Origin of the sequence: Elioraea sp. Yellowstone (assembly GCF_006704265.1) — a bacterium.
Taxonomy (GTDB): Bacteria; Pseudomonadota; Alphaproteobacteria; order Acetobacterales; family Acetobacteraceae; genus Elioraea.
In genome coordinates this window covers 23,822-48,811 of record NZ_VIKA01000006.1, presented here as the reverse complement: position 1 = coordinate 48,811, position 24,990 = coordinate 23,822, and the positions used below count along the sequence as shown (strand labels likewise).

The window sequence follows — 24,990 nt, the reverse complement described above, 5'->3', positions numbered from 1 at the left end:
TGCGCCGGCTCCGCGCTCTCGCGAAGCCCTCCGCCCGAAGCCGGCGTCCACGCCCCAGGCAACGCCCGATCCCGGCCTCGGGAAAGGGTTCAGGCGATGGCCGAGGCGATCAGCCGCCCTCCGCGGATCGGGTGATCCGCTGCGCAGACCTGCGGCTGCGCCAACCGGCCCCCGTCATCCCGCCGGACGTCACGCCTCACGCATCAGCAGTGCGAGCAGCCCGTCGAGCTGGTCCAGCGTCGCGTAGCGCAGCCTGAGCTCTCCTCCCTCGCCGCGTGGACGGAGCTGCACCCCGAGCCCGAGCCGCTCGCGCAGGTCGCGTTCGAGGCTCGCGAGGTTCGGATCGGTCGCCTGCCGCGGACGGGTGGTCGGCTTCTTCTCCGGGTTCGCCTCGGCCGCGACCAGCGCCTCGGTCTGGCGCACGCTCAAGCCCTGTTCGACCACCCGGGCCGCCAACATCCCCGCATTGCGCGATCCGAGCAGGGCGCGCGCGTGACCCGCCGTCAGCCGTCCCTCCCGCACATGGTGCTGCACGATGATCGGCAGGTTGAGCAGGCGCAGCGTGTTGGCGACGTGGCTCCGGCTCTTGCCGATCATGCGACCGATCTCTTCCTGCGAGAGTCCATGCATCTCAATGAGACGCATCAATCCCTCCGCCTCCTCGATCGGGTCGAGATCCGTCCGCTGCAGGTTCTCCACCAGGGCTGCCGCCGCCGCCTCCATGTCCGGGAGCGCGCGCACCAGCACCGGCACCTCGTGCAGCGGGATCGCTTGAGCTGCGCGCCAGCGCCGTTCGCCGGCGATGATCTGGTAGCGGCCGTGATGCTCGGGGTGCGGACGGACCAACAGGGGCTGGAGGATGCCGCGCTCGCGGATCGAGGCGATCAGGTCGTCCAGGCTCTCCTGCCGCATGCCCTTGCGCGGCTGGAACGGGCTGGGCTCGAGCGCGGCGATCGGGACGGTCTGGATGTCACCTGCGGGGATGGCCGGCGCCTCGGCCGCGGCGGGGGCGGAGGCGGCGTCGCCCAGGAGTGCGGCCAGGCCGCGGCCGAGGCGCTTGGGTGCGTCACGCTTGGGGCTCATGCTCGGGTCTCCTTGGCCTCGCGCTCGCGCCGCATCAGTTCCGCGGCGAGGCGGATATAGGCCTGGCTGCCGGCGGAGCGGACGTCGTAGAGCAGCACCGGCTTGCCGTGCGAGGGCGCCTCGGAGACGCGGATGTTCCGGGGGATCACCGTCTCGTACACCTTGTCGCCGAAGAAGCCGCGCACATCGGCGGCGACGAGATCGGACAGGTTGTTCCGGCGATCGAACATCGTCAGCACGATGCCCTGGAGGGTGAGGCGGGGATTGAGCCCACGCTTCACGACCTCGATGGTGCGCATGAGCTGCGAGATGCCCTCGAGGGCGAAGAACTCGCATTGGAGGGGGACGAGCACGGAATCGGCCGCCACCAGGGCGTTCAGGGTCAGGAGGCCGAGCGAGGGGGGGCAGTCGATCAGCACGAGGCCGGGCGGGGCGGCGGCGAGGGCGTCGCGCAGGCGGAACTCGCGGCGGGTGAGCGCGACGAGCTCGATCTCCGCGCCGGCGAGGTCCTGATCGGAGGGGAGGAGGGAAAGGTGGGGCACGGCGGTGGGGCGGACCAGCTCGGCGAGCGGTCTTCCCTCGATCAGCATCGCATAGGTACCGGCGCCGCGCTCGCCGCGGGCGAGGCCGAGGCCGGTGGAGGCATTGCCCTGCGGGTCGAGGTCGATCAGCAGCACGGGCTGGCCGGTGGCGGCGACGGCGGTGGCGAGGTTCACCGCGGTGGTGGTCTTGCCGACGCCGCCCTTCTGGTTGGCAAGCGCGATGATGCGGGGGCGGCCGGCGGGCGAGGCGTCAGGGGCTGCGTCGGGCACGCGCGACCTCGGTCAGGCGTAGGATGGTGGCGGCGGGATCGGTGCGGCTGGGGAACCGCTCGATCCGCATTGTCCAGAGGGGGGCGGCGGCGGTCAATTCGGCGTCTGCGGCGACGCCCTTTGGCAGCAGAGCGGCACCGCCCGGCGCAAGGTGGCGGGCGACGAGGGGCAGGAGTGCGGGCAGCGGGGCGAGGGCACGGGCGGTGACGAGATCGGCGTGGAGCGGGGAGAGGGTCGCGGCATCGGCGGCGTGGACAGTGGCGGGTGCGGCGGCGGCGCGGATGGCCTCGCGCAGGAAGGCGGCCTTGCGGCGGTCGCGCTCGACGAGGTGGGTCGGCAGGCCGGTGAGGATCGCCAGGACGAGTCCGGGCAGGCCGGCACCGGAGCCGAGATCGGCGATCGATCGGCTGCCCGGCGGGATCAGCGGGACGAGCTGGGCGGCGTCGGCGATGTGGCGTTCCCAGAGCCGGGGCAGGTCGCCGGGCGCGACCAGGTTGATGCGCGGCGACCAGCGGGCGATCAGCGCGGCATAGGCCTTCAGGCGGGTGCGCTGGTCGGCGGTGAGGGCGGGGAGCTCCCGTTTCACGTGAAACGCCGGCCTTCACCTCGGCCGCCGGCCCGCGTGTTCCACGTGAAACACTCTCAGCCGTCGCCGGCGGCGGCCGCGGCCGCTCCGTCCCCACGCGGCTTCGGCGCCTTCTCCACCACGTCGCGCTCCGTCAGCATCAGCGCCGACACCCGCTCGCCGCGCAGCAGGTGCGCCTCCAGCACGGCGTCGACCTCCGCGCGGCTCCGCACCCGGTACCAGACCCCTTCGGGATAGATCACCATGGTCGGCCCGAACTCGCAGCGGTCCAGGCACCCGGCCATGTTCACCCGCACGCCCTTGAGCCCGAGCTCCTTCGCCCGCGCCTTCATGTAGTCGCGCAGGTCCTCCGATCCTTTCGCCGCGCAGCTCCCGCGCCGGTGTCCGTCGGGCCGCCGGTTGCAGCACACGAACACATGCGCCTCGTAGTACGGAGGAGGATCCCCCGGCCGCCGCCGACCATCCGCCATCGCTTTCTCCCGCGCCGTCGGGCCCTATGTAGAGAGGGGACGCCTCCGTCGAAACCCCGCACCCGGGAGGGCCCGATGCCCGACATCCCCGCCGCCACGCTTCCCCCGCGCAACCTGCTGGCCGCGGAGACCAGCCCCTACCTGCTCCAGCATGCCGACAACCCCGTGCACTGGCGACCCTGGTCGGAGGCGGCGCTGGCCGAGGCCCGCACCACCGGCAAACCGATCCTGCTCTCGATCGGCTACGCGGCCTGCCACTGGTGCCACGTCATGGCCCACGAGTCCTTCGAGAACCCGGCGATCGCCGCGCTGATGAACCGCCACTTCGTCAACATCAAGGTGGACCGCGAGGAACGCCCGGACATCGACGCCATCTACATGCAGGCGTTGCATCTGATGGGCGAGCACGGCGGCTGGCCGCTCACCATGTTCCTCACCCCCGACGCCAAGCCCTTCTGGGGCGGCACCTACTTCCCGCCCGAGCCTCGCTTCGGCCGCCCCTCCTTCCCCCAGGTGCTCGAGACCATCGCCCGCATCGTCCACGAGGAGCCCGACAAGGTTGCCCACAATGTGGAGGCGCTGACCCGGGCGCTCGCCGCCATGGCGCGGAGCCGCCCCGGCCCCGGCATCGGCCCCGCGCAGATGGAACAGGCCGCCGCCACGCTGCTGCGCACCATCGACCGGCGCGACGGCGGGCTGCAGGGCGCGCCCAAGTTCCCCCAGTCCGCGCTGTTCCGCTTCCTCTGGGCCGAGCACCGCCGTTCCGGCAACAGGGGGGCTCGCGCAGCCGTCATGCTCACCCTGGAGCGGATGTCCCAGGGCGGCATCTACGACCACCTCGGCGGCGGCTACGCACGCTACTCCACCGATGCGCGCTGGCTCGTCCCCCATTTCGAGAAGATGCTCTACGACAACGCCCAGATCCTCGAGCTCCTCGCCCTGCTCGCCGCCGCCGAGCCCGACGCCGCCGCCTACCCCGCCCCCCTCTGGCGCGCCCGCGCCGAGGAGACCGTCGCCTGGCTCGTCCGCGAGATGCTCGTCACCCCGGCCGAGGACGGCACCGCCGGCTTCACCTCCTCCCTCGACGCCGACAGCGAGGGCGAGGAGGGGAAGTTCTATGTCTGGACCGACGCCCAGGTCCGCTCCGTGCTGAAATCCGCCGGCTTCGACCCGGGCGCGATCGAGCGCTTCTGCCGCGCCTACGACGTCACGCCCGAGGGCAACTGGGAGCACAAGGTCATCCTCAACCGCGCCGCCTCCGCAGAGGCCGACCCGGCCGAGGAGGCGGGTTTCGCCCGCGCCCGCGAGGCCCTGTTCGCCAACCGCGCCGGCCGCATCCCCCCGGGCCGCGACGACAAGGTGCTGGCGGATTGGAACGGGCTGATGATTGCGGCCCTGGCCCGCGCGGGCCACGTCTTCCGCCGCCCCGACTGGCTCGCCCTCGCCGCCCGCGCCTTCGCCTTCGTCGCCCGCCACATGGACGCGGGCGAGGCCCCGGAGGGCGCGATGGGCGGCGGCCGTCGCCTCTGGCACTCCTGGCGCAACGGCGTGGTGCGGGTGCCCGGGCTGCTGACCGACTACGCGTCGATGATCCGTGCCGGGGTGATCCTCGCGGGCGCGACCGCCGACCCGGCGCCGCTGCGTGCCGCCGAGGCCTGGGCCCGTGCCGCCTTCGCCCTCTTCGCTGACGCCGACGGTGCCTTCTTCACCGCGCCCGCGGATGCGGCCGACGTGATCCTCCGCGCCAAGGACGCGACCGACAACGCCGTGCCCTCCGGCAACGGCATGATGGCGGATGCGCTGGTTCGGCTGTTCCTGGTCACCGGGGAGGACCGGTACCGCGCCGCCGCCGCGTCCCTGATCACGGCCTATGCCGGGGGTGCGGTCGAGCAGCCATGGGCTCATCCCTGGCTGCTGGTCGCGGCCGACATGCTCGAGCGCGGGGCGGCGGTGGTCGTGGCCGGCACGCCCGACGATCCGGGCACCCAGGCCCTCCTCGCCGCTGCCCACGCGGTGCCCGAGCTCGGCGTTACGGTGCAACTCGCCGGGGCGGACCTGCCGCCGAGCCACCCGGCCGCGGGCAAGGGACCGCTAGCGGGGCGTGCCGCCGCCTATGTCTGCCGTGCCGGCACCTGCGGCCTGCCGATCACCGAGCCGGACGCCCTGCGCGCCGCGCTAGTGCCCGTCGTTGAGACCTCTCCGTCGCGGTCGGGTTCTCTCTCCCAGGACCGTGGGGGAATGTCAGGGTGAGGGCACGACGGCGGCGGGCTGCGTCCACCCGCCGCTGCGCCGCCACGATCCCCGCGCCTTGCCGCCTTGATCGCGTGGTCACCTCCCCGCAACGAAGGGAGGGACAGCATGCGCAGATACCTCGTGCCTGTGGCTCTGCTGGTCTGCGGCTGCGCGACCTACGCCGAGCCTCATCCGGACTACGGCTATCCCGCCTATCCGGCCTATTCCTACGGCTATGCGACCTACGCCTATCCGGGCCACGTCCACTACCCGCGCGTCTATCGCCCGCCGCGCTACCGGACGGTAACCCCGCCATACTGGTACGGTCGGGACCGCGAGTATGACGCAAGAAGGCGCTGGCACGATCGCGATCGCCGCTGGGAGCCCGGCGAGCGACACTGGCATCGCGGCCACCGGCGCACGGATGAGCGTGGGCGGCGCTGGCGGGAGGAGTGATGGCCCGCCGCGGAAGTTCCGATCCCGGCCGCAAGAGGACCCGTATCGCCTGCAAGGGGGCAAGGCACATACACCCCGCTGGCGGCCGGCCAGCGGAGCATGGACCCTCCCGCGGACGATCGAGAGGCGCGCCCTTGGGGCGCGCAAGCCGCTGCGCGGGAGACTCGCCACCCGCTCGAAACGATACCACAGCACTATAGTAGTCACTGCGTATCCTGGCACATATATTTACCTTGTTCTTGTGGATATCGATGGTTTCATGCGTAGATACGTAAGTCTGTTCCGGCATCCCGCACCAGGACGATGGCGCCCGGGCGGGAGGTTGCGGCGGGCGCCGACGCGGTTGCGGCCGGCCGGTGAGCATGGGGTGAATGGTCGCGATGCGCAGGACGGCGCCAGCGATCCTGCTCTCCGCGCGCGGGAACCCGTGCCCCCGCTGATCGCGGTCGCGGCGGCGGTCACGGCCGATCCATCCGATGGCGCGCTGCACGACGCTTGACCGGCACGCCGTCGCGCAGCCGCGCCCGAGGGCGCCCGAGGGCGAGGCGCCCGTCACCGCCGCCAACACCGGCAAGTCCTCGGCGGCCCCGCGTGGACGCCGCCCCGCCCCTTCGCTAGAACGCCCGCATGACCTCCATGCGCCGCGCCTCCATCCGCCGCGAGACGAGCGAGACGCGCATCTCGGCCACTGTCGATCTCGACGGCACCGGCGCCGCCAAGGTCACGACCGGCATCGGCTTCCTCGACCACATGCTCACCGCCCTCGCCCGGCATGGCATGCTCGACCTCGAGCTCGCGGCCGAGGGTGACCTGCACGTGGACGCGCACCACACCACCGAGGACACGGGCATCGTGCTCGGCCAGGCGGTCGCCAAGGCGCTCGGCGAGAAGCGCGGCATCCGCCGCTACGGCGCGGCGACTATCCCGATGGACGAGGCGCTCGCCGAGGCGGCGGTCGATGTCTCCGGCCGGCCGTTCCTCGCCTGGGACGTGCGCTTCCCGACCATGACGGTCGGCGGGATGGACACGGAGCTGTTCGTCGAGTGGTTCCGCGCCTTCACGACCAACGCCGGCATCACCCTGCACGTCACGCTGCGCGCCGGGGCGAACAGCCATCACATCGCCGAGGCCTGCTTCAAGGCGCTCGCCCGCGCGCTGCGCCAGGCGGTCGAGGCCGATCCGCGCGCGGCCGGCAGCATCCCCTCCACCAAGGGACGGCTGGTCGGCTGATGCGGGTCTGGACCGTGCATGTCCGCCCGGGCCACGAGACCATCCTCGTGCGCGAGGGCTTCGCCTGGCTCGCCTTCCTGTTCCCGGCCCTCTGGTTCCTGGCGAACCGGATGTGGCTGGTGGTGGTGCTCTACCTCGCCGGGGCGGCGATCCTCGGCGCCGCGATGCGCGACCTGCCGGAGGCGCTGATCGCGCTCGCCGGCCTCGCCGCGCAGCTCCTGATCGGCTTCCACGCGCGCGACCTGCGCCGCTGGACGCTCGCGCGCCGCGGCTGGCGTCTCCTCGGCGTGGTCGCGGCCAGGGGCGGCGAGGATGCGGCCCTCGCCCGGCTCTACACCGGCCGGCCGGACCTGCTCGCCTGGGGGTCGGCGCGGGCGTGACCGGCACCGTCGCGATCGTCGATTACGGCTCGGGCAATCTCCGCTCGGCGGCCAAGGCGTTCGAGCGCGTCGCGGCCGAGGCGGCGCGGGGCGCGCGGGTCGTGGTCACCGGCGAGGCCGAGGTGGTGGCGCGCGCCGACCGGATCGTGCTTCCGGGCCAGGGCGCCTTCGCCGACTGCCTCGCCGGGCTCTCGGCCGTGCCGGGGATGCTCGAGGTGCTCGGGGATGCGGTGCGAAGGCGCGGCGTGCCCTTCCTCGGCATCTGCGTCGGCCTGCAGCTCCTCGCCGATCGCGGCCTCGAGCACGGCGTGCACCAGGGATTCGGCTGGATCCCGGGCGAGGTCGTGCATCTCCGCGACCTGCCGGGCCACGATCCGGCGGCGCGCCTGCCCTATCCGCAGATGGGATGGAACGCCCTCTCCTGGCGTGAGCCGGGTCACGCGCTCCTGGCAGGACTCCGTCAAGGATCCCATGTGTATTTCGTGCACTCCTATGCGCTGTCGGCGGGGGACCAGGGTGACGTGATGGCGGTGACCGACTACGGCGGCCCGGTGGTCGCGGCGGTGGCGCGCGGCAACATCGCCGGCGTGCAGTTCCACCCCGAGAAGAGCCAGGCGGCGGGGCTACGGATCCTGGCCAATTTCCTCGCCTGGGATCCGTGAGGAGAAGGGGCGCGATGGAGCGCAACGAGCGGGAGGCGCGCGAGCCCGGGCTGCACACCGAGGCGGCGCCCGATCGGCGCGGCGGGACCGCGCCGCAGCTTGCGGTGGAGCGTGTCCAGGCGCTCGGCGACAGCGAGGTCGCCGAGCTCGCCGAGGCGGCGGCCGCGGCGATCATGGATGGCGGCGGCTTCGGCTGGGTGAAGCCGCAGCCGCGCGACACGCTGGCGCGCTACTTCCGCGGCGTGCTGCTGGTGCCCGAGCGCAGCCTGTTCGTCGCGCGGCTGGACGGCACCATCGTCGGCGCGGCGCAGCTCGTCCGTCCGCCGCGCAACAACGAGGCGCAGGCCTTCTCGGCGCAGCTCATGCACTTCTTCATCGCGCCCTATGCGCGCGGCCACGGGCTCGCGCGGCTTCTGGTCCGTCGGGTCGAGGACTACGCGGCGGCGATCGGCGTGCGCGTGCTCAACCTCGACGTGCGCGAGACGCAGGCGAGCGCGATCCATCTGTTCGAGGCCGCGGGGTTCCTCCGCTGGGGCACGCATCCGGCCTATGCGCAGGTCGGCGGCAAGGTGATCGCCGGACACTTCTACTACAAGCGGCTGGCCCCGGCGCCGCGCCGGGGCAGGGGCGCGTGAGGCCGATCACCGTCTATCCGGCGATCGACCTGAAGGACGGCGTCTGCGTCCGGCTGCGCCGCGGCGCGATGAGCGAGGCGACGGTCTATGCCGAGGATCCGGCGGCCCAGGCACGCGCCTGGGCCGAGGCCGGCTTCGACTGGCTGCACGTGGTCGATCTGAACGGCGCCTTCGCGGGCCGCAGCGTCAACGCCGAGGCGGTGGCCGCGATCCTGCAGGCGGTGACGATCCCGGTGCAGCTCGGCGGCGGCATCCGCGACATGGCCGGGATCGAGCGCTGGCTCGCCGCCGGGGTGCGGCGGGTGATCCTGGGCAGTGCCGCGGCCAAGGATCCGGGCCTGGTGCGCGAGGCGTGCAGGGCGTTCCCGGGCCGCATCGTGGTCGGCATCGACGCGCGCGACGGCTTCGTCGCGACCGAAGGCTGGGCCGAGACCACCGCGATGCGCGCGCTCGATCTTGCCCTCGCGTTCGAGAACGCCGGCGTGGCGGCGATCGTGTTCACCGACATCTCGCGCGACGGGATGCTGGCGGGGCTCAACCTCGAGCAGACCGAGGATCTGGCCTGGGCGCTCACCACGCCGGTGATCGCCTCGGGCGGGGTGGCGCGGGTCGAGGACATCGCCGCCGTGCGCGCGCGCGCCGAGGCCGGGATCGAGGGCGTGATCGTCGGCCGGGCGCTCTATGATGGCCGGATCAGCCCGGCGGAGGCGCTGCGGGCGGCGCGGGGCTGAGCGGTGGGGAGGACGATGATCGACGTTTATGTCTGGAACCCGATCGGTGCGGCTGGCGGGGTGTTCGGCAGATCGGTCGGCCACGGGGCGATGCTCGTGCTGCCCGATCCGGCAAGGCCGGAGCGTGGGCGCTACATCTCGTGGTGGCCCTTGGCAGTCGGGGCCTTGGAGGCGAGCTTGAACGTCGGCGTCAGACCCTATCCGAACACCTGGAGCGAGGATCTGCGCGATATGGGGCGCCCGCCCGATTTCTGCTGGATGCTGAACCGGACCGGCACGGATTTCGACGAGACGGCGATCATGCGCGCCTGGGACGCAGAGGCCTCGCGGGTTCCCCTGTGGTCGGCGGGAAACCGCGCGAACCCGGAATACCGGGCGCTCGACCGCAACTGCTGTTCGACGGTGATGAACCTGCTCTTCGGCCCCGGCGGTGGCGCGCGGTACCGCACCTACGGCCCCATTCCGCTCACGTGGTGGAACCCCAATGACGTCAACGCTTGGATGGAAGGCGCCGTAACCCGCGGGCTTGCTCTGGGCATCTCGCCCGCTCCCCCTCCGCCCGGCGGCGTGCCCGCCTTCGGCAGGAGCCACCTCGAGGGGCCGGAGGCCGATCGGCTGACCGAGCTCGGCCGTCGCCTCGCCACGAGGGCGCCGCCGCGGCCCCGGCGCTGAGCGTCGCGCGAGGCGGTCCGTCGATCCCGGCCTACCGGCGCTCAAGCCTCCGGAAGCCGGGCCTGGGGTCCCCCGTCGCCGCGTCCCGATCCGCCGCTACAGCGGGCACCGCAGCTTCGCCTGCAGCTCGCCGATGATGCCGCGGCGGAACGCCAGCACGCAGGCGACGAAGATCGCCCCCTGCACCACCGTCACCCAGGCGCCGATCTGCGCGAGCTCGTTCTGCATCGTGATGATCACCAGCGCCCCGACCGAGGGGCCGAACATCGTGCCGATCCCGCCGAGCAGCGTCATCAGCACCGCCTCGCCGCTCATCGGCCAGTTCACGTCGGTCAGCGTGGCGATCTGGAACACGATCGCCTTGGTGCCGCCGGCGATCCCGGCCAGCGCCGCGGAGAGCACGAAGGCGATCAGCTTGTAGGTCTCGACCCGGTAGCCGAGCGAGACGGCGCGCGGCTCGTTGTCGCGGATCGCCTTCAGCACCTGGCCGAAGGGGCTGTGCACCACGCGCCAGACGAACAGGAAGCCGGCGAGGAAGATCGCCGCCACCACCCAGTAGAGGACGAAATCGTTGCCGACGTCGATCAGCCCGAACAGCCGCCCGCGCGGTACCGCCTGGATGCCGTCCTCGCCGCCGGTGAACGGCGCCTGCACGCAGAAGAAATAGACCATCTGCGCCAGCGCCAGCGTGATCATCGCGAAGTAGATGCCCGCGCGCCGGATCGCGAGCCAGCCGAACGCCGTGCCCAGACCCGCCGCCACCAGCCCGCCCGCGAGGATCGCGAGCTCCGGCGTCAATCCCCACACCTTCGCCGCGTGCGCCGAGATGTAGGAACCCATGCCGAAATACGCCGCATGGCCGAAGCTCAGCAGCCCGACGAAGCCGAGCAGCAGGTTGAAGGCGGTCGCGAACAGCGCGAAGCACAGCACCTTCATCAGGAACACGGGGTAGAGCAGGAACGGCGCGGTCGCGATCAGCGCCGCCATGACCAGGAAGGCAATCCGCTGCGAGCGTGCCATGCGTCAGGCCCGACCGAACAGGCCCGCAGGCCGCACCAGCAGCACGATCGCCATGATGATGAAGATCACGGTGGCGGAGGCCTCCGGCCAGAACACCTTGGTCAGCCCCTCGATCAGGCCGAGCCCGAACCCGGTCACCACCGAGCCGAGGATCGATCCCATGCCGCCGATCACGACCACGGCGAAGACGACGATGATGAGGTTCGAGCCCATGTTCGGATTGACGCTGTAGATCGGCGCCGCCAGCACGCCGGCGAGGGCGGCGAGCCCGACGCCGAAGCCGTAGGTCAGGGTGATCATGCGCGGCACGTTCACGCCGAAGGCGCGCACCAGCTCCGGCCGCTCCACCGCGGCGCGCAGATAGGCGCCGAGCTTGGTCTTCTCGATCACGAACCAGGTGAGCAGGCAGAGCGCGAGCGAGGCGACGATCACCCAGCCGCGGTAGTTCGGCAGGAACATGAAGCCGAGATTCATCGCCCCCTGGAGTTCGTGCGGGATCTGGTAGGGCAGCCCGGAGGAGCCGAAGAAGTTGCGGAACGTTCCCTCGATCACCAGCGCGAGCCCGAAGGTCAGCAGCAGCCCGTAGAGGTGGTCGAGCTTGTAGAGCTTCGAGATCATCAACCGCTCGAGCACGATGCCGAGGGCGCCGACCGCGAGGGGGGCGAGCAGCAGCGCCGCCCAGTAGCCGATCCCCGCCCAGTTCAGCAGCATCCAGGCGACGAAGGCGCCCATCATGAACTGCGCGCCGTGCGCGAAGTTGATGACGTTCATCATCCCGAAGATCACCGCGAGACCGAGCGAGAGCATCGCGTAGAACGCGCCGTTCACCAGCCCGAGCATGAGCTGGCCGTAGAGCGCGACGGTCGGGACGCCGAGGATCGTGGTCATGGGATGGCGGGCGGGGGAGGGGCCCGCGGGCCCTTCCCCCGCCGTTCCGTGTCAGGTGCGCACGAGCGGGCAGTTGCCCGCGGTGATCGGGCGGAACGCCTCGTTCGCGGGGATGGTGTTGAGCAGCTTGTAGTAGTCCCACGGCCCCTTGCTCTCGGCCGGAGCCTTCACCTGGAACAGATAGGCCGGGTGGATCTTCCGCCCGTCGGGGCGGATCGTCCCCTCGCCGAAGCAGTCGTCGCTGGTCGGCATCGCCTTCATCTGCTCGACCGCCTTGCTGCCCGAGGCCTTGGCGGCGGCCACACCCATCGCCTCGACCGCCTTCAGGTAGTGGAGGACCGCGGCGTAGCAGCCGGCATGCGCCATGGTCGGGCGGACATCGTTCGGCATCCGGCCGAGCCGGCGCGTGAAGTCGCGCGTGCGGTCGTTCAGGTCCCAGTAGAAGCTCTCCGTCAGCACCAGGCCCTGGGCGGTCTGCAGGCCGAGCGCGTGCACGTCGGTGAGGAACACGAGCAGTCCGGCGAGCCGCTGCCCGCTGCGGGTGATGCCGAACTCGGCCGCCTGCTTGATGCAGTTGATGGTGTCGCCGCCGGCATTGGCGAGGCCGATCACCTGCGCGCCCGAGGCCTGGGCCTGCAGCAGGAACGAGGAGAAGTCGGTGGTGCCGGGGAAGGGCGTGCGCACGCTGCCGACCACGCGCCCGCCGGCCTTGCGCACGAACTCGGCGGTGTCGCGCTCGAGCGCGTGGCCGAAGGCGTAGTCGGCGGTGATGAAGAACCAGCTCCGGCCGCCGGACTGGACGAGCGCCGCACCGGTGCCGTGCGCCAGCATCCAGGTGTCGTAGGTCCAGTGCACCGTGGTCGGCGCGCAGGCCGGGCCCGTCAGGTCCGAGGTCGCGGCGGTGGAGTTGAGGAACACCTTGTCGCGCTCGCGGCAGAGCGTGTTGACGGCGAGCGCCACCGACGAGGTCGGCACGTCCACCACCACATCGACGCCGTCGCGGTCGAGCCACTGGCGCACGATGGTGGAGCCGACATCCGGCTTGTTCTGGTGGTCGGCCTCGATCACCTCGACGTTCACGCCCTTGGTGGTGATGCCGCTCTCGCGCACCGCGAGCCGCACCGCCTGGGTGGAGCCCGGGCCGGCGAGGTCGCGGTAGAGTCCGGACTGGTCGTTCAGCACGCCGATCCGGATGGTGTTCGCGGCCTGCGCGCGCGCATGGCGCAGCGGCGCGACCAGCGGCAGGGCCGCCCCGGCGGCGGCGCCTGCGAGCAGCGTGCGTCGGTTGAATGCCATCGGTCGTCTCTCCCTGTATCGGCCGCGCTACACGCCGAGATAGGCGTGCAGGCGGTCCATGCTGGACCCGAGCTGGGCGCGGGGGATCATGTCGACGATCCGCCCATGCTCCATCACATAGTGCCGATCCGCGACCTTCTGGGCGAATCGGAAATTCTGCTCCACCAGCAGCACGGTCAGGCCGATCTCCTTCAGCGCCTGCACGGTGCGGCCGATCTGCTGGATGATCACCGGTGCCAGCCCCTCGGTCGGTTCGTCGAGCAGCAGCAGCCTGGCGCCGGTGCGCATGATGCGCGCGATCGCCAGCATCTGCTGCTCGCCGCCCGAGAGCTTGGTGCCCTGGCTGCCGAGCCGCTCCCTGAGATTGGGGAACAGCGCGTAGATGCGGTCGAGATCGACCTGGCTCGGCGCGATCTCGGGCGGCAGCAGCAGGTTCTCCTTCACGGTCAGCGACGCGAAGATGCCGCGCTCCTCCGGGCACCAGGCGAGCCCGAGCCGGGCGATCCGGTCGGGCGGAAGGCCGACCGTCTCGGTGCCGTTGAAGCGCACCGAGCCGCGGCGGTTCTCCACCACCCCCATGATCGCCTTGATGGTGGTGGACTTGCCGGCGCCGTTGCGGCCGAGCAGCGTCACGACCTCGCCGTCGGCGACCTCGAGGTCCACGCCGTGCAGGACGTGGCTCTCGCCGTACCAGGCCTCCAGCCCCCGCACCTCAAGCATCGTCGGATCCGATATAGGCGGCCTTCACGTCCGGATTCGTGCTGATCGCGGCGTAGTCGCCTTCCGCCAGCACCTGCCCGCGCGTCAGCACGGTGATGGTGTCGGACAGGCCGGCGACCACCTTCAGGTTGTGCTCGACCAGCAGGATGGTGCGTCCGGCGCGCACGCGCCGGATCAGCGCGACGACGCGATCGACATCCTCGTGCGTCATCCCCGCGGTCGGCTCGTCGAGCAGCATCATCGGCGGGTCGAGCGCGAGCGTGGTGGCGATCTCGAGCGCGCGCTTGCGGCCGTAGGGCAGAAGCCCCGCCGGCACGTCCTCGTACCCGGCGAGCCCGACATCGGCGAGCAGCGCGCGCGCGCGCTCCTCGTAGCCGGCGAGCAGGCGTTCGGAGCGCCAGAAGTCGTAGGACGAGCCGCGCGCGCGCTGCAGTGCGACGCGCACGTTCTCGAGCGCGGTCAGGTGCGGGAACACCGCCGAGATCTGGAAGCTCCGCACCATGCCGAGCCGGGCCACCTCGGCCGGCTTGAGGCGGGTGATCTCCCGCCCCTCGAAGCGGATCGTGCCTGCCGTCGGCTCCAGGAACTTGGTCAGCAGGTTGAAGCAGGTGGTCTTGCCGGCACCGTTGGGGCCGATCAGCGCATGGATGCTGCCGCGCCGGACGCGCAGGGCGACATCCTTCACGGCCACGAAACCGCGGAACTCCTTCGTCAGCCCTTCGGTTTCGAGAACGACGTCGCTGTCCAAGGCCCCCCCCTTGCGAGACGCAGCCTGCCAGCTTGTCATGCTGCGGCGCAAGGGCAGCGTTGCGGCAGGGGCGCGGCTGGCTACCCCTGCGATTGTGTGTTCACGCTTCGTTCAGGCGTTTCTGGTTCCATGGCGTCCTGTTCGCCCGCACGAGGATCGCCCTGATGCGCTGCCCCCTGTCCGCCCTGCTGCTCGCCCTGACGGCCGCCTGCGCCGCCGTGCCCGGCCCCGCCACCATCGGCACGCCGGTCGAGCCGGTCGCACGGCAGAGCTATGCCGCGGTCGTGATCGGCGCGCCGCCGCTGATGGAGGGGATCGGTTCCGCCGTCGCGATCGATGCGCGCCATGTGCTCACCAACAGCCACGTCATGCGCCTCGCCGGCATGGCGGTCGAGCGCGCGACGCTGGTGCGCGACGACGGCGGCCGCGCCGAGGCCACGCTGGTCGCCCGCTCCGAGGCGATGGATCTCGCCGTCCTGCGCATGCCCGAGGGCTTCCTCGCGCCGGCGCGGACCGCCAAGGCCGGGCCCTTGCCCGCGCAGCCGGTCTGGGCGGCCGGCACGACCGCGGCCGGTCCCGCCCTCGCCCAGGGCTGGGTGATGGAGCATGACGCCGCGATCGAGGGCCTGGGCGAGGGGTTCATCGCCCGCCTGGGCGCGCGGATGGGCTATTCCGGCGGTCCCGTGATCGGCCCCGACGGGGCGGTGCTGGGCCTGACCACCGCGCTGGTCTCGCCCGACGCGGCACCGCCGATCGGCCTGCTCGCGGGCGCCGAGGTGGACGCCCGGCCGGGCGGCGGGGCCGGCGAGGTGTTCGTGCTCGGCATCGGCCCGGCGCTCGACGAGGCGCGGCGGCTGATCGCCGCCTCCGACCGCGTCGCCGAGGCCTCACGCCGCTGACGGCGCGGTCGGGATCGGCTCGAGCCCGAGCCAGCGGCGCAGCAGCACGTAGCCGACGCCGAGGATGGTGGGGCCGAGGAACACCCCGATCAGCCCCATCGACAGGAGCCCGCCCAGCACACCCACCAGCATCAGCAGCAGCGGCAGCCGCGCGCCGCGGCTGATCAGGATCGGCCGCAGCACGTTGTCCACCGTCTGCACCACGCCGGCGCACCAGACCGCCAGCAGCACCGCCGCGAGCGTGCTCTCCGCGGTCGCGAACATCCAGGCCACGACCGGCAGCCAGACCGGCAGCGGCCCGACCTGCACGATCCCCAGCACCAGGATCCCGACCGCGAGCGGCAGGGCGGCCGGCACGCCGGCGACCGCGAAGCCGATCCAGGCCAGCACGGCCTGCACCGCCGCCGTGCCGATCACCCCGGCCGAGACCGCGCGGATCGCCCGCACCGCCACCTCCAGCGTCTCGATCCCGTCCGTCCCGCCGACCCGCTCGGCCAGGCGGAGCGCCACGCGCGCCCCTGCCGGGCCCTGGGCGTAGAGCACTCCGGTCGCCAGCGCGACCAGCAGGAGCTGGATCAGCGTCGCCCCGAGCGCCAGCGTCTGGCGCGCGAGCCAGGCGCCGATCTCCGGTGCCACGCCGCTCACCGTGTCGATCAGCGCGCCGGCGTCGCCCACCATCATGCGCCAGGTCGCGGCCAGCCGGTCGCCGATCATCGGAACGCCGGCAAGCCAGAGCGGTGCGCGTTCGGCCGCGACCGCGCCGAGCGCCTGCGCCATCGCCTGCACCTGCGGAAAGGCCGCGACCGCCGCATCGCCGAGCGCGATCGCCGGCCCGACGAGGAGCGCCAGCATCGCGAGCGCGAGCAGGGTGCCGACCGCCGCGCGTCGCCCGCCCAGGCGTGCGGTCAGCCACTCGAGCGGGCGCCAGAGCGAGACCACGATCACCGCCGCCCAGAGCAGCGCCGCGGCGAAGGGCGCGATCACCACCAGACAGGCGACCAGCAGCAGGCCGGGCAGCGCCAGCGCGAGCAGCCGTTCGAACTGGACGTAGCCGGCGGGGGGATCTGTCGGCACGGGGCGACTCCGAAAGCCGGGGGCTTGGCGAAGCATAGCGCTCCGCCACATGCTGTGGCGCGGAACGATGCAACCCCCGGGAGAGAGCGCATGAAGTTCGGGCTCAGCCAGCCGATGCGTCGCGTCGAGGATCCGCGCCTGCTGCGCGGTGCGGGGCGCTACACCGACGACCTCTCCCTGCCGGGCCAGAGCTACGGCGTGGTGGCGCGCAGCCCCCATGCGCATGCGGTGATCCGGGCGATCGACCCGGCGCCGGCGCTGGCCGTCCCGGGCGTGCTCGGCGTCTTCACCGGCGCGGATCTGAAGAAGGCGGGACTCGGCGACGTCCCCTGCATGATCCCGCTCAAGAGCCGCGACGGCTCCCCGCGCGCCGAGACGCCGCGGCCGGCGCTGGCGGTCGGGCGCGTCCGCCATGTCGGCGACCCGGTCGCCTTCGTGGTGGGCGAGACGCCGCAGGCCGCGCGCGACGGTGCCGAGGCGCTGGCGGTGACGTACGAGGAGCTGCCGTCGGTGACCGATCTCGCGCGCGCGCACGACCCCGACGCGCCGCTGGTGTGGGAGACGGCCGAGCGCAATCTCTGCTTCGACTGGGAGACCGGCGACCGGGCCGAGACCGACCGGCTGTTCCGCGAGGCCGCCCATGTCACGAAGTTGACGGTGGTGAACAACCGCATCGTCGTCGCCTCGATCGAGGCGCGCGCTGCCCTCGCCGCCTACGACGTCGCCACCGGCCGCTTCACGCTCTACGCCAACACCCAGGGCTCCTGGCAGCTCAAGGAGATGCTGGCGAAGTTCGTGTTCAACCTGCCGCCCGAGCAGTTCCGCGTGATCACGCCGGATGTCGGCGGCGGATTCGGGATGAAGCTGTTCCTCTACCCCGAGCACGTGATGGTCTGCTTCGCCGCGCGCGCCCTCGGCCGGCCGGTGAAGTGGGTTTCCGACCGGTCGGAGGCGTTCCTCTCCGACACGCATGGGCGCGACAACATCACCACCGGCGAGCTCGCCCTCGACAGGGACGGGCGGTTCCTCGCCCTGCGCACGAAGACGCTCGCCAACATGGGCGCCTATCTCTCGAACTACGCGCCCTTCATCCCGACCGGCGCCGGTTCGAAGGTGCTGGCGAGCGTCTACGGGTTCAAGGCCGTGCATGTGAACGTGCTCGGCCTGCTCACGAACACGACCCCCGTCGATGCCTATCGCGGCGCGGGCCGGCCGGAGGCGAACTACGTGGTCGAGCGGCTGATCGACACGGCCGCGCGCGAGATGGGGATCGACCGCGTCGAGATCCGCCGGCGCAACATGGTCCCGCCCTCGGCGATGCCGTGGAGGACGCCGATGGGCGCCACCTATGACAGCGGCGACTTCGTCGCCGTGCTGGATGCGGCGTTGAAGCGGATCGACTGGGCCGGCTTCCCGCAGCGCCGGCAGGAGGCGGCGCGGCGCGGCCGCCGGCGCGGCATCGGACTCGCCTACTATCTCGAGGCCACGGGCGGGGCGCCGACCGAGCGCGCCGAGATCCGCTTCGCCGAGGACGGCATGGTGGACGTGCTGGTCGGCACGCAGTCGACCGGCCAGGGCCACGAGACCGCCTACATCATGCTCACCGCGCACGAGCTCGGCATCCCGCCCGAGAAGATCCGCGTGGTGCAGGGCGATTCGGACGTGATCCCGACCGGCGGCGGCACCGGCGGGGCGCGCAGCCTCTACTCCGAGGGCCAAGCGATCCTCGCCACCACCGCGACCGTGATCGAGAAGGGCAAGCGCGCCGCCGGCGAGGCGCTGGAGGTCGCACCCGCCGACATCGTGTTCGAGGGCGGCCGGTTCAGCGTGGTCGGCACGGACCGCGCGATCGGCATCATCGAGCTCGCGCTCGCGCAGCGGCGGAAGGCCGCGGCCGGGCAGGACGTGACCACGCTCGATGCGGCGGAGGTGGCCGAGATCAAGGCACACACCTTCCCGAATGGCTGCCACATCGCCGAGGTGGAGATCGATCCGGCGACCGGCGAGGTGGACGTGGTGCGCTACATCGTCTGCGACGACGTCGGCCATGCGATCAACCCGCTGATCGTGCGCGGCCAGGTGCATGGCGGGGTGGCGCAGGGGATCGGCCAGGCGGTGCTCGAGCACACGGTCTATGACCCGTCGAGCGGCCAACTCGTCTCGGGCACCTTCATGGACTACGGCATCCCGCGCGCCGACGACCTGCCGGACATCGACGTCGACCTGATCGAGATCCCCTGCGAGACCAACCCGCTCGGGGTGAAGGGGGCGGGTGAGGCGGGCGCGGTGGGCAGTCCGCCGGCGGTGGTGAACGCGATCGTCGACGCGCTCGCCGAGGACGGCGTGCGGCACGTGGACATGCCGGCCACGCCGGAGCGGCTCTGGCGCACGATCGCGGCGGCCAGGGCAGCCTGACCGGGGGGGCGTCCGCCCTCCCGCCCGGGCTTCTGCCCCCTTCGGACGGGACGAGAAGGGGCGCGGACAGCGCGCGGGCGGCCGCAGGGCCGTGTCGGCCGCCATGATTGACGCGCCCCGCTCGGGCTGCTGCGATGCGCCCATCCTGCCGGAGTCCCCCATGGCCACGCACCGTCTCGCCGCCTCGCCCGCGACCGTCCACTGGGGGTATTTCGACGCGGCCCTGCCGCCGGTGCTGACGGTGAACTCGGGCGACACGGTCGAGGTGCAGTGCGTCTCCGGTCGCGAGGGCGTGATGCCGCCGCCCGAGTCCGGCCTCGCCATCCCGCCCGCGCTCGCCGAGATCGTCGCGCGCGTCACGCCGGAACTCGGCGCGCACATCCTGACCGGGCCGATCGCGGTCGCGGGGGCGGAGCCGGGCGACATGCTCGAGGTGCGGATCGAGCGGATCACCCCGGGGGCGGACTGGGGCTACAACATGGTGCGTCCCCTGGTCGGCACGCTGCCCGAGGACTTCCCCACCACGCGCGTGCTGCACATCCCGGTCGATCGCGACCGGCTCACCTGCCGCCTGCCCTGGGGAACGGAGCTCGCGCTCAGCCCCTTCTTCGGCGTGATGGGCGTGGCCCCGCCGCCGGCCTATGGCCGGATCGCCTCCAACCCGCCGCGCGAGCACGCCGGCAATCTCGACAACAAGGAGCTGGTCGCCGGCACGACGCTCTATCTGCCGGTGCATGTCGCCGGGGCGAAGTTCTCGGTCGGCGACGGGCACGGCGTGCAGGGCGACGGCGAGGTCTGCATCACTGCGCTCGAGATGTGCCTCGACGGCGTGCTCACCCTCGTGCTGCACAAGAAGCGCGGCGCAGCACCACTCCTGGCCTTTCCCCGCGCCGAGACCCCGACGCACTACATCTCGATGGGGCTGAACGAGGACCTCGACTTGGCGATGAAGCAGGCGCTGCGCGAGATGATCGCCTTCATCTGTGCCCGCACCAATCTCGCCCCGATCGACGCCTACCAGTTCTGCTCGCTGGCGGCCGATTTCCGCGTCACCCAGACCGTGAACGGGGTGAAGGGGGTGCATGGGATGCTGCGCAAGGATCTCCTCTGAAGGCGCGCCGATCCCTGCGCGTTCCGGTTGTCCACAACTTTCTGGTGCTGCGCGACCTCTATCCGTTGTGTTTCTTCCGCGGTCTCTGATACCGTATGTGGTAGAGGAAGGACCCTACAGGTCGAGGGCACGCGGGATGGAGTGGACCGAGGACGCGATCGCCACGCTGCGGCAGTTGTGGGCGGAGGGCCTCTCGACCGCCGAGATCGGCCGGCGCATGGGAATCTCCAAGAACGCGGTGGTGGGCAAGGCGCATCGGCTCAACCTCGCCGCGCGACCTTCGCCGATCCGGCGCACCCCTGGGGTCGCCCCCGCGCCGCGGCCCCCGCGCCGCGCGGCGCGGCCGGCGATGCCGCGACCCTCGCCGATGATGGCGGGTGCGGTCGTCGCGGCGCGGCCGCCGGCGGAACGCCCGGCCGCTCCGGTCGTGGCGATGCGCCCATCGCCGCCTCTCAGGCTCGGCAACAGCGCCTGCTGTTGGCCGATCGGCGATCCCGGCACCCCCGGCTTCCGCTTCTGCGGCGCCCAGGCGCTGCTCGGCAAGCCCTACTGTGCCGAGCACGCCTCGGTCGCCTATGTGCGGGTGAAGGACCGGCGCGAGGACGCGGCCTGAGGGCGGTTCCCGACGTCCGGGAGCGGATCGGCGCCTCCGGCGCGCCAGCGGGCTGGCGATGGGCCGACGCGGCGACGCCGTCGCCGGCCCGTTCCCTATTCACACCCGCAGGACGCCCCCCTTATACGGAGGCATGCGCACGCTGATCGCCGCCGCGGCTGCCGCCGCGCTCGCTCCGGCCGCCCGTGCCGGCGAACCCGTGCTCGCCTCCTACACGGCCTATTTCAGCGGCTTCTCGGTCGCCGCGCTCGACGCCTCCTTCGCCCTCGACGACCGTCGCTACCGCATGGTCGCACGCATGCGCACGATCGGCATCCTCGCCGCCTTCGTCACCGGCGAGCAGACCACCGAGGTCGAGGGCACGATCCGGTCCGGCCATGCGCTCGGCCTCGCTCCGGCGCGCTACGCCATGGACGGGCGCTGGCGCGACCGGCCAAGACGCATCGCCATGACCTGGCCCGACGGCCGGCCGGAGGTGCTGGCGCTGATCCCCGCCAACACCGAGGAGCGCGAACCCGTGCCGCCCGAACTCCAGCACGGCACGGTGGACACGCTGACCGCGATCGCCGCGCTGCTCCGCAGCCTCGCCGCCACCGGCCGCTGCGAGGGCGAGGCCGCGCTGTTCGACGGCCGCCGCCGCACCGACGTCGTTGTCCGCACCGAAGGCGAGGACACGCTGGAGCCACACCGCTGGGGCGTCTTCGCCGGTCCTGCCCTCAGGTGCAGCGTCGAGGGGCGCCAAGTCGCCGGCTTCCGCACCGACCAGGACCGCGCGGAGGCGGGCAGGCCGCGCAGCGCCACGGCCTGGTTCGCCCGTCCCGCGCCCGACCTGCCGCCCATCCCCGTACGCATCGAGGCCGAGACCGGCTGGGGGCCCGTCTATCTCCACCTGACCCGGATCGGCCGCGGCGACCTGCCGGTGCCGACCCGGCAGACGCGCAACTGACGGCGCGCAACGCCGTTGCATCGCGAAACGCGAAGTGACTGCGGGCGCCTTTGACAGCACCGTCTCGCCTGCGGCACAACCTGCGCCGCCGTGACGCATCCAGATCCCCTCCCTGATGCGCTCGCCGTGATCCTGGCCGCAGGTCTTGGGACGCGGATGCGCTCCGCCATCCCCAAGCCCCTGCACCGTCTCGCCGGCCGGCCGATGGTGGCGCACCTGATCGCGGCCTGCGCGGAGGCAGGCTTCGGCCACGCCGCGGTGGTCGTCGGTCCCGAACCCGCCTTCGGCCCGCTGCGCGAGGCGGTGGCGCCCCATCCCTGCTTCGTGCAGCGGGACCGGCTCGGCACCGCGCACGCGACCCTCGCCGCCGCCGAGGCGCTCGCCGCCACCGCGGGAGAGGCGATGGTGCTCTATGGCGACGTGCCGCTGGTGCGTCCCGCGACCATGCGGGCCCTCGCCGCGCGGCGGCGCGAGACCGGGGCCGGCCTCGCCCTGCTCGCCTTCCGCCCGGCGGACCCGGCGCAGTACGGCCGCGTGATCCTGGGCGAGGACGGGTTCGTGACCCGCATCGTCGAATGGCGTGACGCGGATGCGGCCGAGCGCGCGGTCGGGCTCTGCAATGCCGGCCTGTTCTGCGCTCCGGCGGCCGACCTCCTGCGCTGGCTGCGCCGGGTCGGCAACGACAACGCCAAGGGCGAGTACTACCTGACCGACGTCGTCGCGATCGCGCGCGCCGAGGGCGCCCGGGTCGCGCATGCGGAGGCGCCGCCCGGGGAGCTGCTCGGCATCAATTCCCGCGCCGAGCTGGCCGCTGCCGAGGCGGCGCTCCAGCAGCGCCTGCGCGCCGCGGCGATGGAGGGCGGGGCCACGCTGGTCGCGCCCGAGACCGTGTTCCTCGCCTGGGACACGCGGCTCGGCGCCGACGTGACCGTGCACCCGCACGTGGTGTTCGGCCCCGGCGTGACGGTGGAGGAGGGAGCCGAGATCCGGGCCTTCTCGCATCTCGAGGCCTGCCGGGTCGGCCCGGGCGCGACCGTCGGGCCGTTCGCCCGGCTGCGCCCAGGTGCGGAGATCGGCGCGGGCGCGCATGTCGGCAACTTCGTCGAGCTGAAGAACGCCTCGCTCGGCGCGGGGGCGAAGGCGAACCATCTCGCCTATCTCGGCGATGCGACGATCGGCGCGGGCGCCAACATCGGTGCCGGCACCATCACCTGCAACTACGACGGTGTCACCAAGCACCGCACCACGATCGGCGAGCGCGTCTTCGTCGGCTCCAATGCCACGCTGGTGGCGCCCGTCACGCTCGGTGACGGTTCCTTCATCGCCGCCGGATCTACCATCACCTCGGATGTCGCGCCGGACGCGATGGCCTTCGGCCGCGCGCGCCAGAGCGACAAGCCGAATCGCGCGGCCGAGTTCCGCGCGCGCTGCAGGGAGAAGGGCTGATGTGCGGCATCGTCGGCGTGGTCGGGCGCAACCCCGCCTCCCCGCTCCTGGTCGAGGCGCTGCGCCGGCTCGAGTACCGCGGCTACGACAGCGCCGGCATCGCCACCCTCGTCAACGGCCACATCGAGCGCCGCCGCGCCGAGGGCAAGCTCGCCCGGCTCGCGGCACTGCTCGACCAGCGGCCGCTGCCCGGCACCACCGGCATCGGACACACGCGCTGGGCGACGCACGGACGGCCGTCGGAGACCAATGCGCACCCGATCGCGACCGACCGCGTCGCGGTGGTGCACAACGGCATCATCGAGAACCACGCCGAGCTGAAGGCGCGGCTCGCCGCCGCGGGCGCCACCTTCGAGACCGAGACCGACACCGAGACGGTGGCGCGGCTGCTCGACCGCGATCTCGCCGCCGGCGCCACCCCCGAGGAGGCGATGGCGGCGACGCTGAAGCGGATCGAGGGCGCCTTCGCGCTCGCCGTGCTGTTCGCCGGCCGGCACGACATGATCATGGCCGCGCGCCGCGGCTCGCCGCTCGCGATCGGCTACGGCGACGGCGAGATGTACGTGGGCTCGGATGCGCTCGCCCTCGCCCCGCTGACCGAGCGGATCAGCTACCTCGAGGAGGGCGACTGGGCGATCGTCACCCAGCAGGGGGCGGAGATCTTCGACCATGCGGATCGGCCGGTGGTGCGGCCGATCAGGCGCACCGCGGTCTCCGGCGCGATGGTGGGCAAGGGCAATTTCCGCCACTTCATGCAGAAGGAGATCCACGAGCAGCCGGCGGTGATCGGCGACACGCTCAAGACCTATCTCGACCCGGCGACGCGCCAGATCACGCTGCCCGACCTGCCGGTCGACCTCGCGCGCATCCCGCGCGTCTCGATCGTCGCCTGCGGCACCTCGCTCTATGCCGGCCAGGTGGCGCGCGACTGGTTCGAGCAGGTCGCGCGCCTGCCCGCCACCGCCGAGATCGCCTCGGAGTTCCGCTACCGCGAGCCGGTGCTCGATCCGGGCGCGCTCGTGCTCTGCATCAGCCAGTCCGGCGAGACGGTCGACACCCTTGCCGCGCTGCGCTGGGCCAAGGGCCAGGACCAGCGCGTGCTCTCGGTGGTGAACGTGCGCGAGAGCGCGATGGAGCGCGAGAGCGACGGCACGCTGCTCACGCTCGCAGGCCCTGAGATCGGCGTCGCCTCGACCAAGGCCTTCACCACCCAGCTCGCCGCCCTCGCCTGCCTCGTGGTCGCCACCGCGCGCGCGCGGGGCACGCTCTCGGCGGTGGATGCGGCCGCGCTCGCCCAGGCGCTGATCGAGACCCCGGGCAAGACGGCCGAGGCGCTCGAGCTCGACGAACGCATCGCGGCGGTCGCGGCCGAGATCGCCGAGGCGCGCGACGTGCTCTATCTGGGGCGCGGCACGGCCTGGACCGTGGCGATGGAGGGCGCGCTCAAGCTCAAGGAGATCAGCTACATCCACGCCGAGGGCTACCCCGCCGGCGAGATGAAGCACGGGCCGATCGCGCTGATCGACGAGCACGTGCCGGTGGTGGTGGTCGCGCCGCCGGGGCGGCTGTTCGAGAAGACGGCCTCCAACGTGCAGGAGGTGCATGCCCGGGGCGGCCGGGTGGTGCTGCTCTCCGACCGGGCGGGGTGCGAGAAGCTCGCCCATCTCTGCGCCCACACGATCGCCCTGCCGGAGACGCACCCCTTCACCGCGCCGATCGTCTATTCCATCCCGGTCCAGTTGCTGGCCTATCATGCGGCCGTGCTGAAGGGGACGGATGTCGACCAGCCGCGCAACCTGGCCAAGAGCGTGACGGTGGAGTGACGGCGGAGCGGGGATCGAGGCTGCGGCGGCCGGGGAGAGCGT

The 24,990-nt window shown here is 72.3% G+C and carries 25 protein-coding genes; 15 read left to right on the top strand and 10 right to left on the bottom strand.

Annotated features, from left to right (window positions below; all coding sequences use genetic code 11):
* Positions 1 to 189: 189 nt before the first annotated feature.
* From FK498_RS02255 to FK498_RS02240, 4 genes are read right to left on the bottom strand one after another with little or no spacing between them, the layout of a single operon-like run.
* Positions 190 to 1,083 carry a ParB/RepB/Spo0J family partition protein gene (locus FK498_RS02255; RefSeq protein ID WP_141851191.1) on the bottom strand — a complete coding sequence of 298 codons (894 nt, stop codon included), beginning with the start codon at positions 1,081 to 1,083 and terminating at the stop codon, positions 190 to 192.
* Positions 1,080 to 1,895, bottom strand: a complete 816-nt coding sequence (locus FK498_RS02250) for a ParA family protein (protein ID WP_141851190.1) — start codon at positions 1,893 to 1,895, stop codon at positions 1,080 to 1,082. Before FK498_RS02250 ends, FK498_RS02255 begins: the two co-directional genes overlap by 4 nt.
* Positions 1,876 to 2,481: a 16S rRNA (guanine(527)-N(7))-methyltransferase RsmG gene (locus FK498_RS02245; RefSeq protein ID WP_141851189.1), complete on the bottom strand. Its 606-nt coding sequence runs from the start codon at positions 2,479 to 2,481 to the stop codon at positions 1,876 to 1,878. The genes FK498_RS02250 and FK498_RS02245 overlap by 20 nt, the downstream gene beginning before the upstream one ends.
* A gap of 56 nt (positions 2,482 to 2,537) precedes the next feature.
* Positions 2,538 to 2,951 (bottom strand): ferredoxin, encoded by a 414-nt coding sequence (locus FK498_RS02240; protein WP_141851188.1) that lies wholly within the window; start codon positions 2,949 to 2,951, stop codon positions 2,538 to 2,540.
* 75 nt (positions 2,952 to 3,026) lie between these two features.
* Between FK498_RS02240 and FK498_RS02235 the strand changes: the two genes are divergently transcribed.
* From FK498_RS02235 to FK498_RS02200, 8 genes are all read left to right on the top strand, one after another.
* Positions 3,027 to 5,201, top strand: coding sequence for a thioredoxin domain-containing protein (locus FK498_RS02235; RefSeq protein ID WP_141851187.1), 2,175 nt, complete (start codon positions 3,027 to 3,029; stop codon positions 5,199 to 5,201).
* Between the two features lie 108 nt (positions 5,202 to 5,309).
* Entirely contained in the window at positions 5,310 to 5,639 is a 330-nt protein-coding gene (locus FK498_RS02230) for a hypothetical protein (protein WP_141851186.1), read from the top strand.
* Positions 5,640 to 6,266: 627 nt separating this feature from the next.
* A complete protein-coding gene (gene hisB, locus FK498_RS02225) occupies positions 6,267 to 6,869 on the top strand; it encodes an imidazoleglycerol-phosphate dehydratase HisB (protein ID WP_141851185.1) in 603 nt (200 codons plus the stop codon).
* Complete coding sequence (locus tag FK498_RS02220; protein WP_141851184.1) at positions 6,869 to 7,249, top strand: DUF2628 domain-containing protein; 381 nt, start codon at positions 6,869 to 6,871, stop codon at positions 7,247 to 7,249. Before hisB ends, FK498_RS02220 begins: the two co-directional genes overlap by 1 nt.
* Positions 7,246 to 7,911: an imidazole glycerol phosphate synthase subunit HisH gene (hisH, locus tag FK498_RS02215; protein WP_141851183.1), complete on the top strand. Its 666-nt coding sequence runs from the start codon at positions 7,246 to 7,248 to the stop codon at positions 7,909 to 7,911. Before FK498_RS02220 ends, hisH begins: the two co-directional genes overlap by 4 nt.
* Before the next feature lie 14 nt (positions 7,912 to 7,925).
* On the top strand, positions 7,926 to 8,546 hold the full coding sequence (locus FK498_RS02210; RefSeq protein ID WP_141851182.1) for a GNAT family N-acetyltransferase: 621 nt from the start codon (positions 7,926 to 7,928) through the stop codon (positions 8,544 to 8,546).
* Positions 8,543 to 9,277: a 1-(5-phosphoribosyl)-5-[(5-phosphoribosylamino)methylideneamino]imidazole-4-carboxamide isomerase gene (hisA, locus tag FK498_RS02205; protein WP_237560808.1), complete on the top strand. Its 735-nt coding sequence runs from the start codon at positions 8,543 to 8,545 to the stop codon at positions 9,275 to 9,277. Before FK498_RS02210 ends, hisA begins: the two co-directional genes overlap by 4 nt.
* 90 nt (positions 9,278 to 9,367) lie before the next feature.
* A complete protein-coding gene (locus tag FK498_RS02200) occupies positions 9,368 to 9,949 on the top strand; it encodes a hypothetical protein (RefSeq protein WP_161988280.1) in 582 nt (193 codons plus the stop codon).
* A 96-nt stretch (positions 9,950 to 10,045) separates the two neighbouring features.
* Here the strand turns inward: FK498_RS02200 and FK498_RS02195 are convergent, their stop codons facing one another.
* Genes FK498_RS02195 through FK498_RS02175 form a run of 5 tightly spaced genes read right to left on the bottom strand, consistent with a single transcriptional unit; the run spans position 10,046 to position 14,660 of the window.
* Complete coding sequence (locus FK498_RS02195; RefSeq protein WP_141851180.1) at positions 10,046 to 10,969, bottom strand: branched-chain amino acid ABC transporter permease; 924 nt, start codon at positions 10,967 to 10,969, stop codon at positions 10,046 to 10,048.
* A 3-nt stretch (positions 10,970 to 10,972) separates the two neighbouring features.
* A complete protein-coding gene (locus tag FK498_RS02190) occupies positions 10,973 to 11,857 on the bottom strand; it encodes a branched-chain amino acid ABC transporter permease (RefSeq protein WP_141851179.1) in 885 nt (294 codons plus the stop codon).
* A 51-nt stretch (positions 11,858 to 11,908) separates the two neighbouring features.
* Complete coding sequence (locus tag FK498_RS02185; RefSeq protein ID WP_141851178.1) at positions 11,909 to 13,153, bottom strand: ABC transporter substrate-binding protein; 1,245 nt, start codon at positions 13,151 to 13,153, stop codon at positions 11,909 to 11,911.
* A gap of 27 nt (positions 13,154 to 13,180) precedes the next feature.
* On the bottom strand, positions 13,181 to 13,873 hold the full coding sequence (locus FK498_RS02180) for an ABC transporter ATP-binding protein (protein ID WP_202614711.1): 693 nt from the start codon (positions 13,871 to 13,873) through the stop codon (positions 13,181 to 13,183).
* A complete protein-coding gene (locus FK498_RS02175) occupies positions 13,866 to 14,660 on the bottom strand; it encodes an ABC transporter ATP-binding protein (RefSeq protein ID WP_141851176.1) in 795 nt (264 codons plus the stop codon). The genes FK498_RS02180 and FK498_RS02175 overlap by 8 nt, the downstream gene beginning before the upstream one ends.
* Before the next feature lie 125 nt (positions 14,661 to 14,785).
* Between FK498_RS02175 and FK498_RS02170 the strand changes: the two genes are divergently transcribed.
* Positions 14,786 to 15,520: a serine protease gene (locus tag FK498_RS02170; protein ID WP_141851175.1), complete on the top strand. Its 735-nt coding sequence runs from the start codon at positions 14,786 to 14,788 to the stop codon at positions 15,518 to 15,520.
* On the opposite strand, the gene FK498_RS02165 is transcribed toward FK498_RS02170, so the two are convergent.
* On the bottom strand, positions 15,509 to 16,594 hold the full coding sequence (locus FK498_RS02165; RefSeq protein WP_161988279.1) for an AI-2E family transporter: 1,086 nt from the start codon (positions 16,592 to 16,594) through the stop codon (positions 15,509 to 15,511). The genes FK498_RS02170 and FK498_RS02165 overlap by 12 nt on opposite strands.
* 90 nt (positions 16,595 to 16,684) lie before the next feature.
* Between FK498_RS02165 and FK498_RS02160 the strand changes: the two genes are divergently transcribed.
* The 6 genes from FK498_RS02160 to glmS all read left to right on the top strand — a co-directional run bounded on the left by FK498_RS02160 (position 16,685) and on the right by glmS (position 24,948).
* Entirely contained in the window at positions 16,685 to 19,009 is a 2,325-nt protein-coding gene (locus FK498_RS02160; RefSeq protein WP_141851173.1) for a xanthine dehydrogenase family protein molybdopterin-binding subunit, read from the top strand.
* A gap of 160 nt (positions 19,010 to 19,169) precedes the next feature.
* Positions 19,170 to 20,120, top strand: a complete 951-nt coding sequence (locus tag FK498_RS02155) for an acetamidase/formamidase family protein (protein ID WP_141851172.1) — start codon at positions 19,170 to 19,172, stop codon at positions 20,118 to 20,120.
* A 136-nt stretch (positions 20,121 to 20,256) separates the two neighbouring features.
* Complete coding sequence (locus FK498_RS02150; RefSeq protein ID WP_141851171.1) at positions 20,257 to 20,733, top strand: GcrA family cell cycle regulator; 477 nt, start codon at positions 20,257 to 20,259, stop codon at positions 20,731 to 20,733.
* Between the two features lie 133 nt (positions 20,734 to 20,866).
* Entirely contained in the window at positions 20,867 to 21,679 is an 813-nt protein-coding gene (locus FK498_RS02145; RefSeq protein ID WP_161988278.1) for a DUF3108 domain-containing protein, read from the top strand.
* A 90-nt stretch (positions 21,680 to 21,769) separates the two neighbouring features.
* Positions 21,770 to 23,125, top strand: a complete 1,356-nt coding sequence (gene glmU / locus FK498_RS02140) for a bifunctional UDP-N-acetylglucosamine diphosphorylase/glucosamine-1-phosphate N-acetyltransferase GlmU (protein WP_141851169.1) — start codon at positions 21,770 to 21,772, stop codon at positions 23,123 to 23,125.
* Positions 23,125 to 24,948 (top strand): glutamine--fructose-6-phosphate transaminase (isomerizing), encoded by a 1,824-nt coding sequence (gene glmS, locus FK498_RS02135; RefSeq protein ID WP_141851168.1) that lies wholly within the window; start codon positions 23,125 to 23,127, stop codon positions 24,946 to 24,948. The genes glmU and glmS overlap by 1 nt, the downstream gene beginning before the upstream one ends.
* Positions 24,949 to 24,990 lie beyond the last annotated feature (42 nt).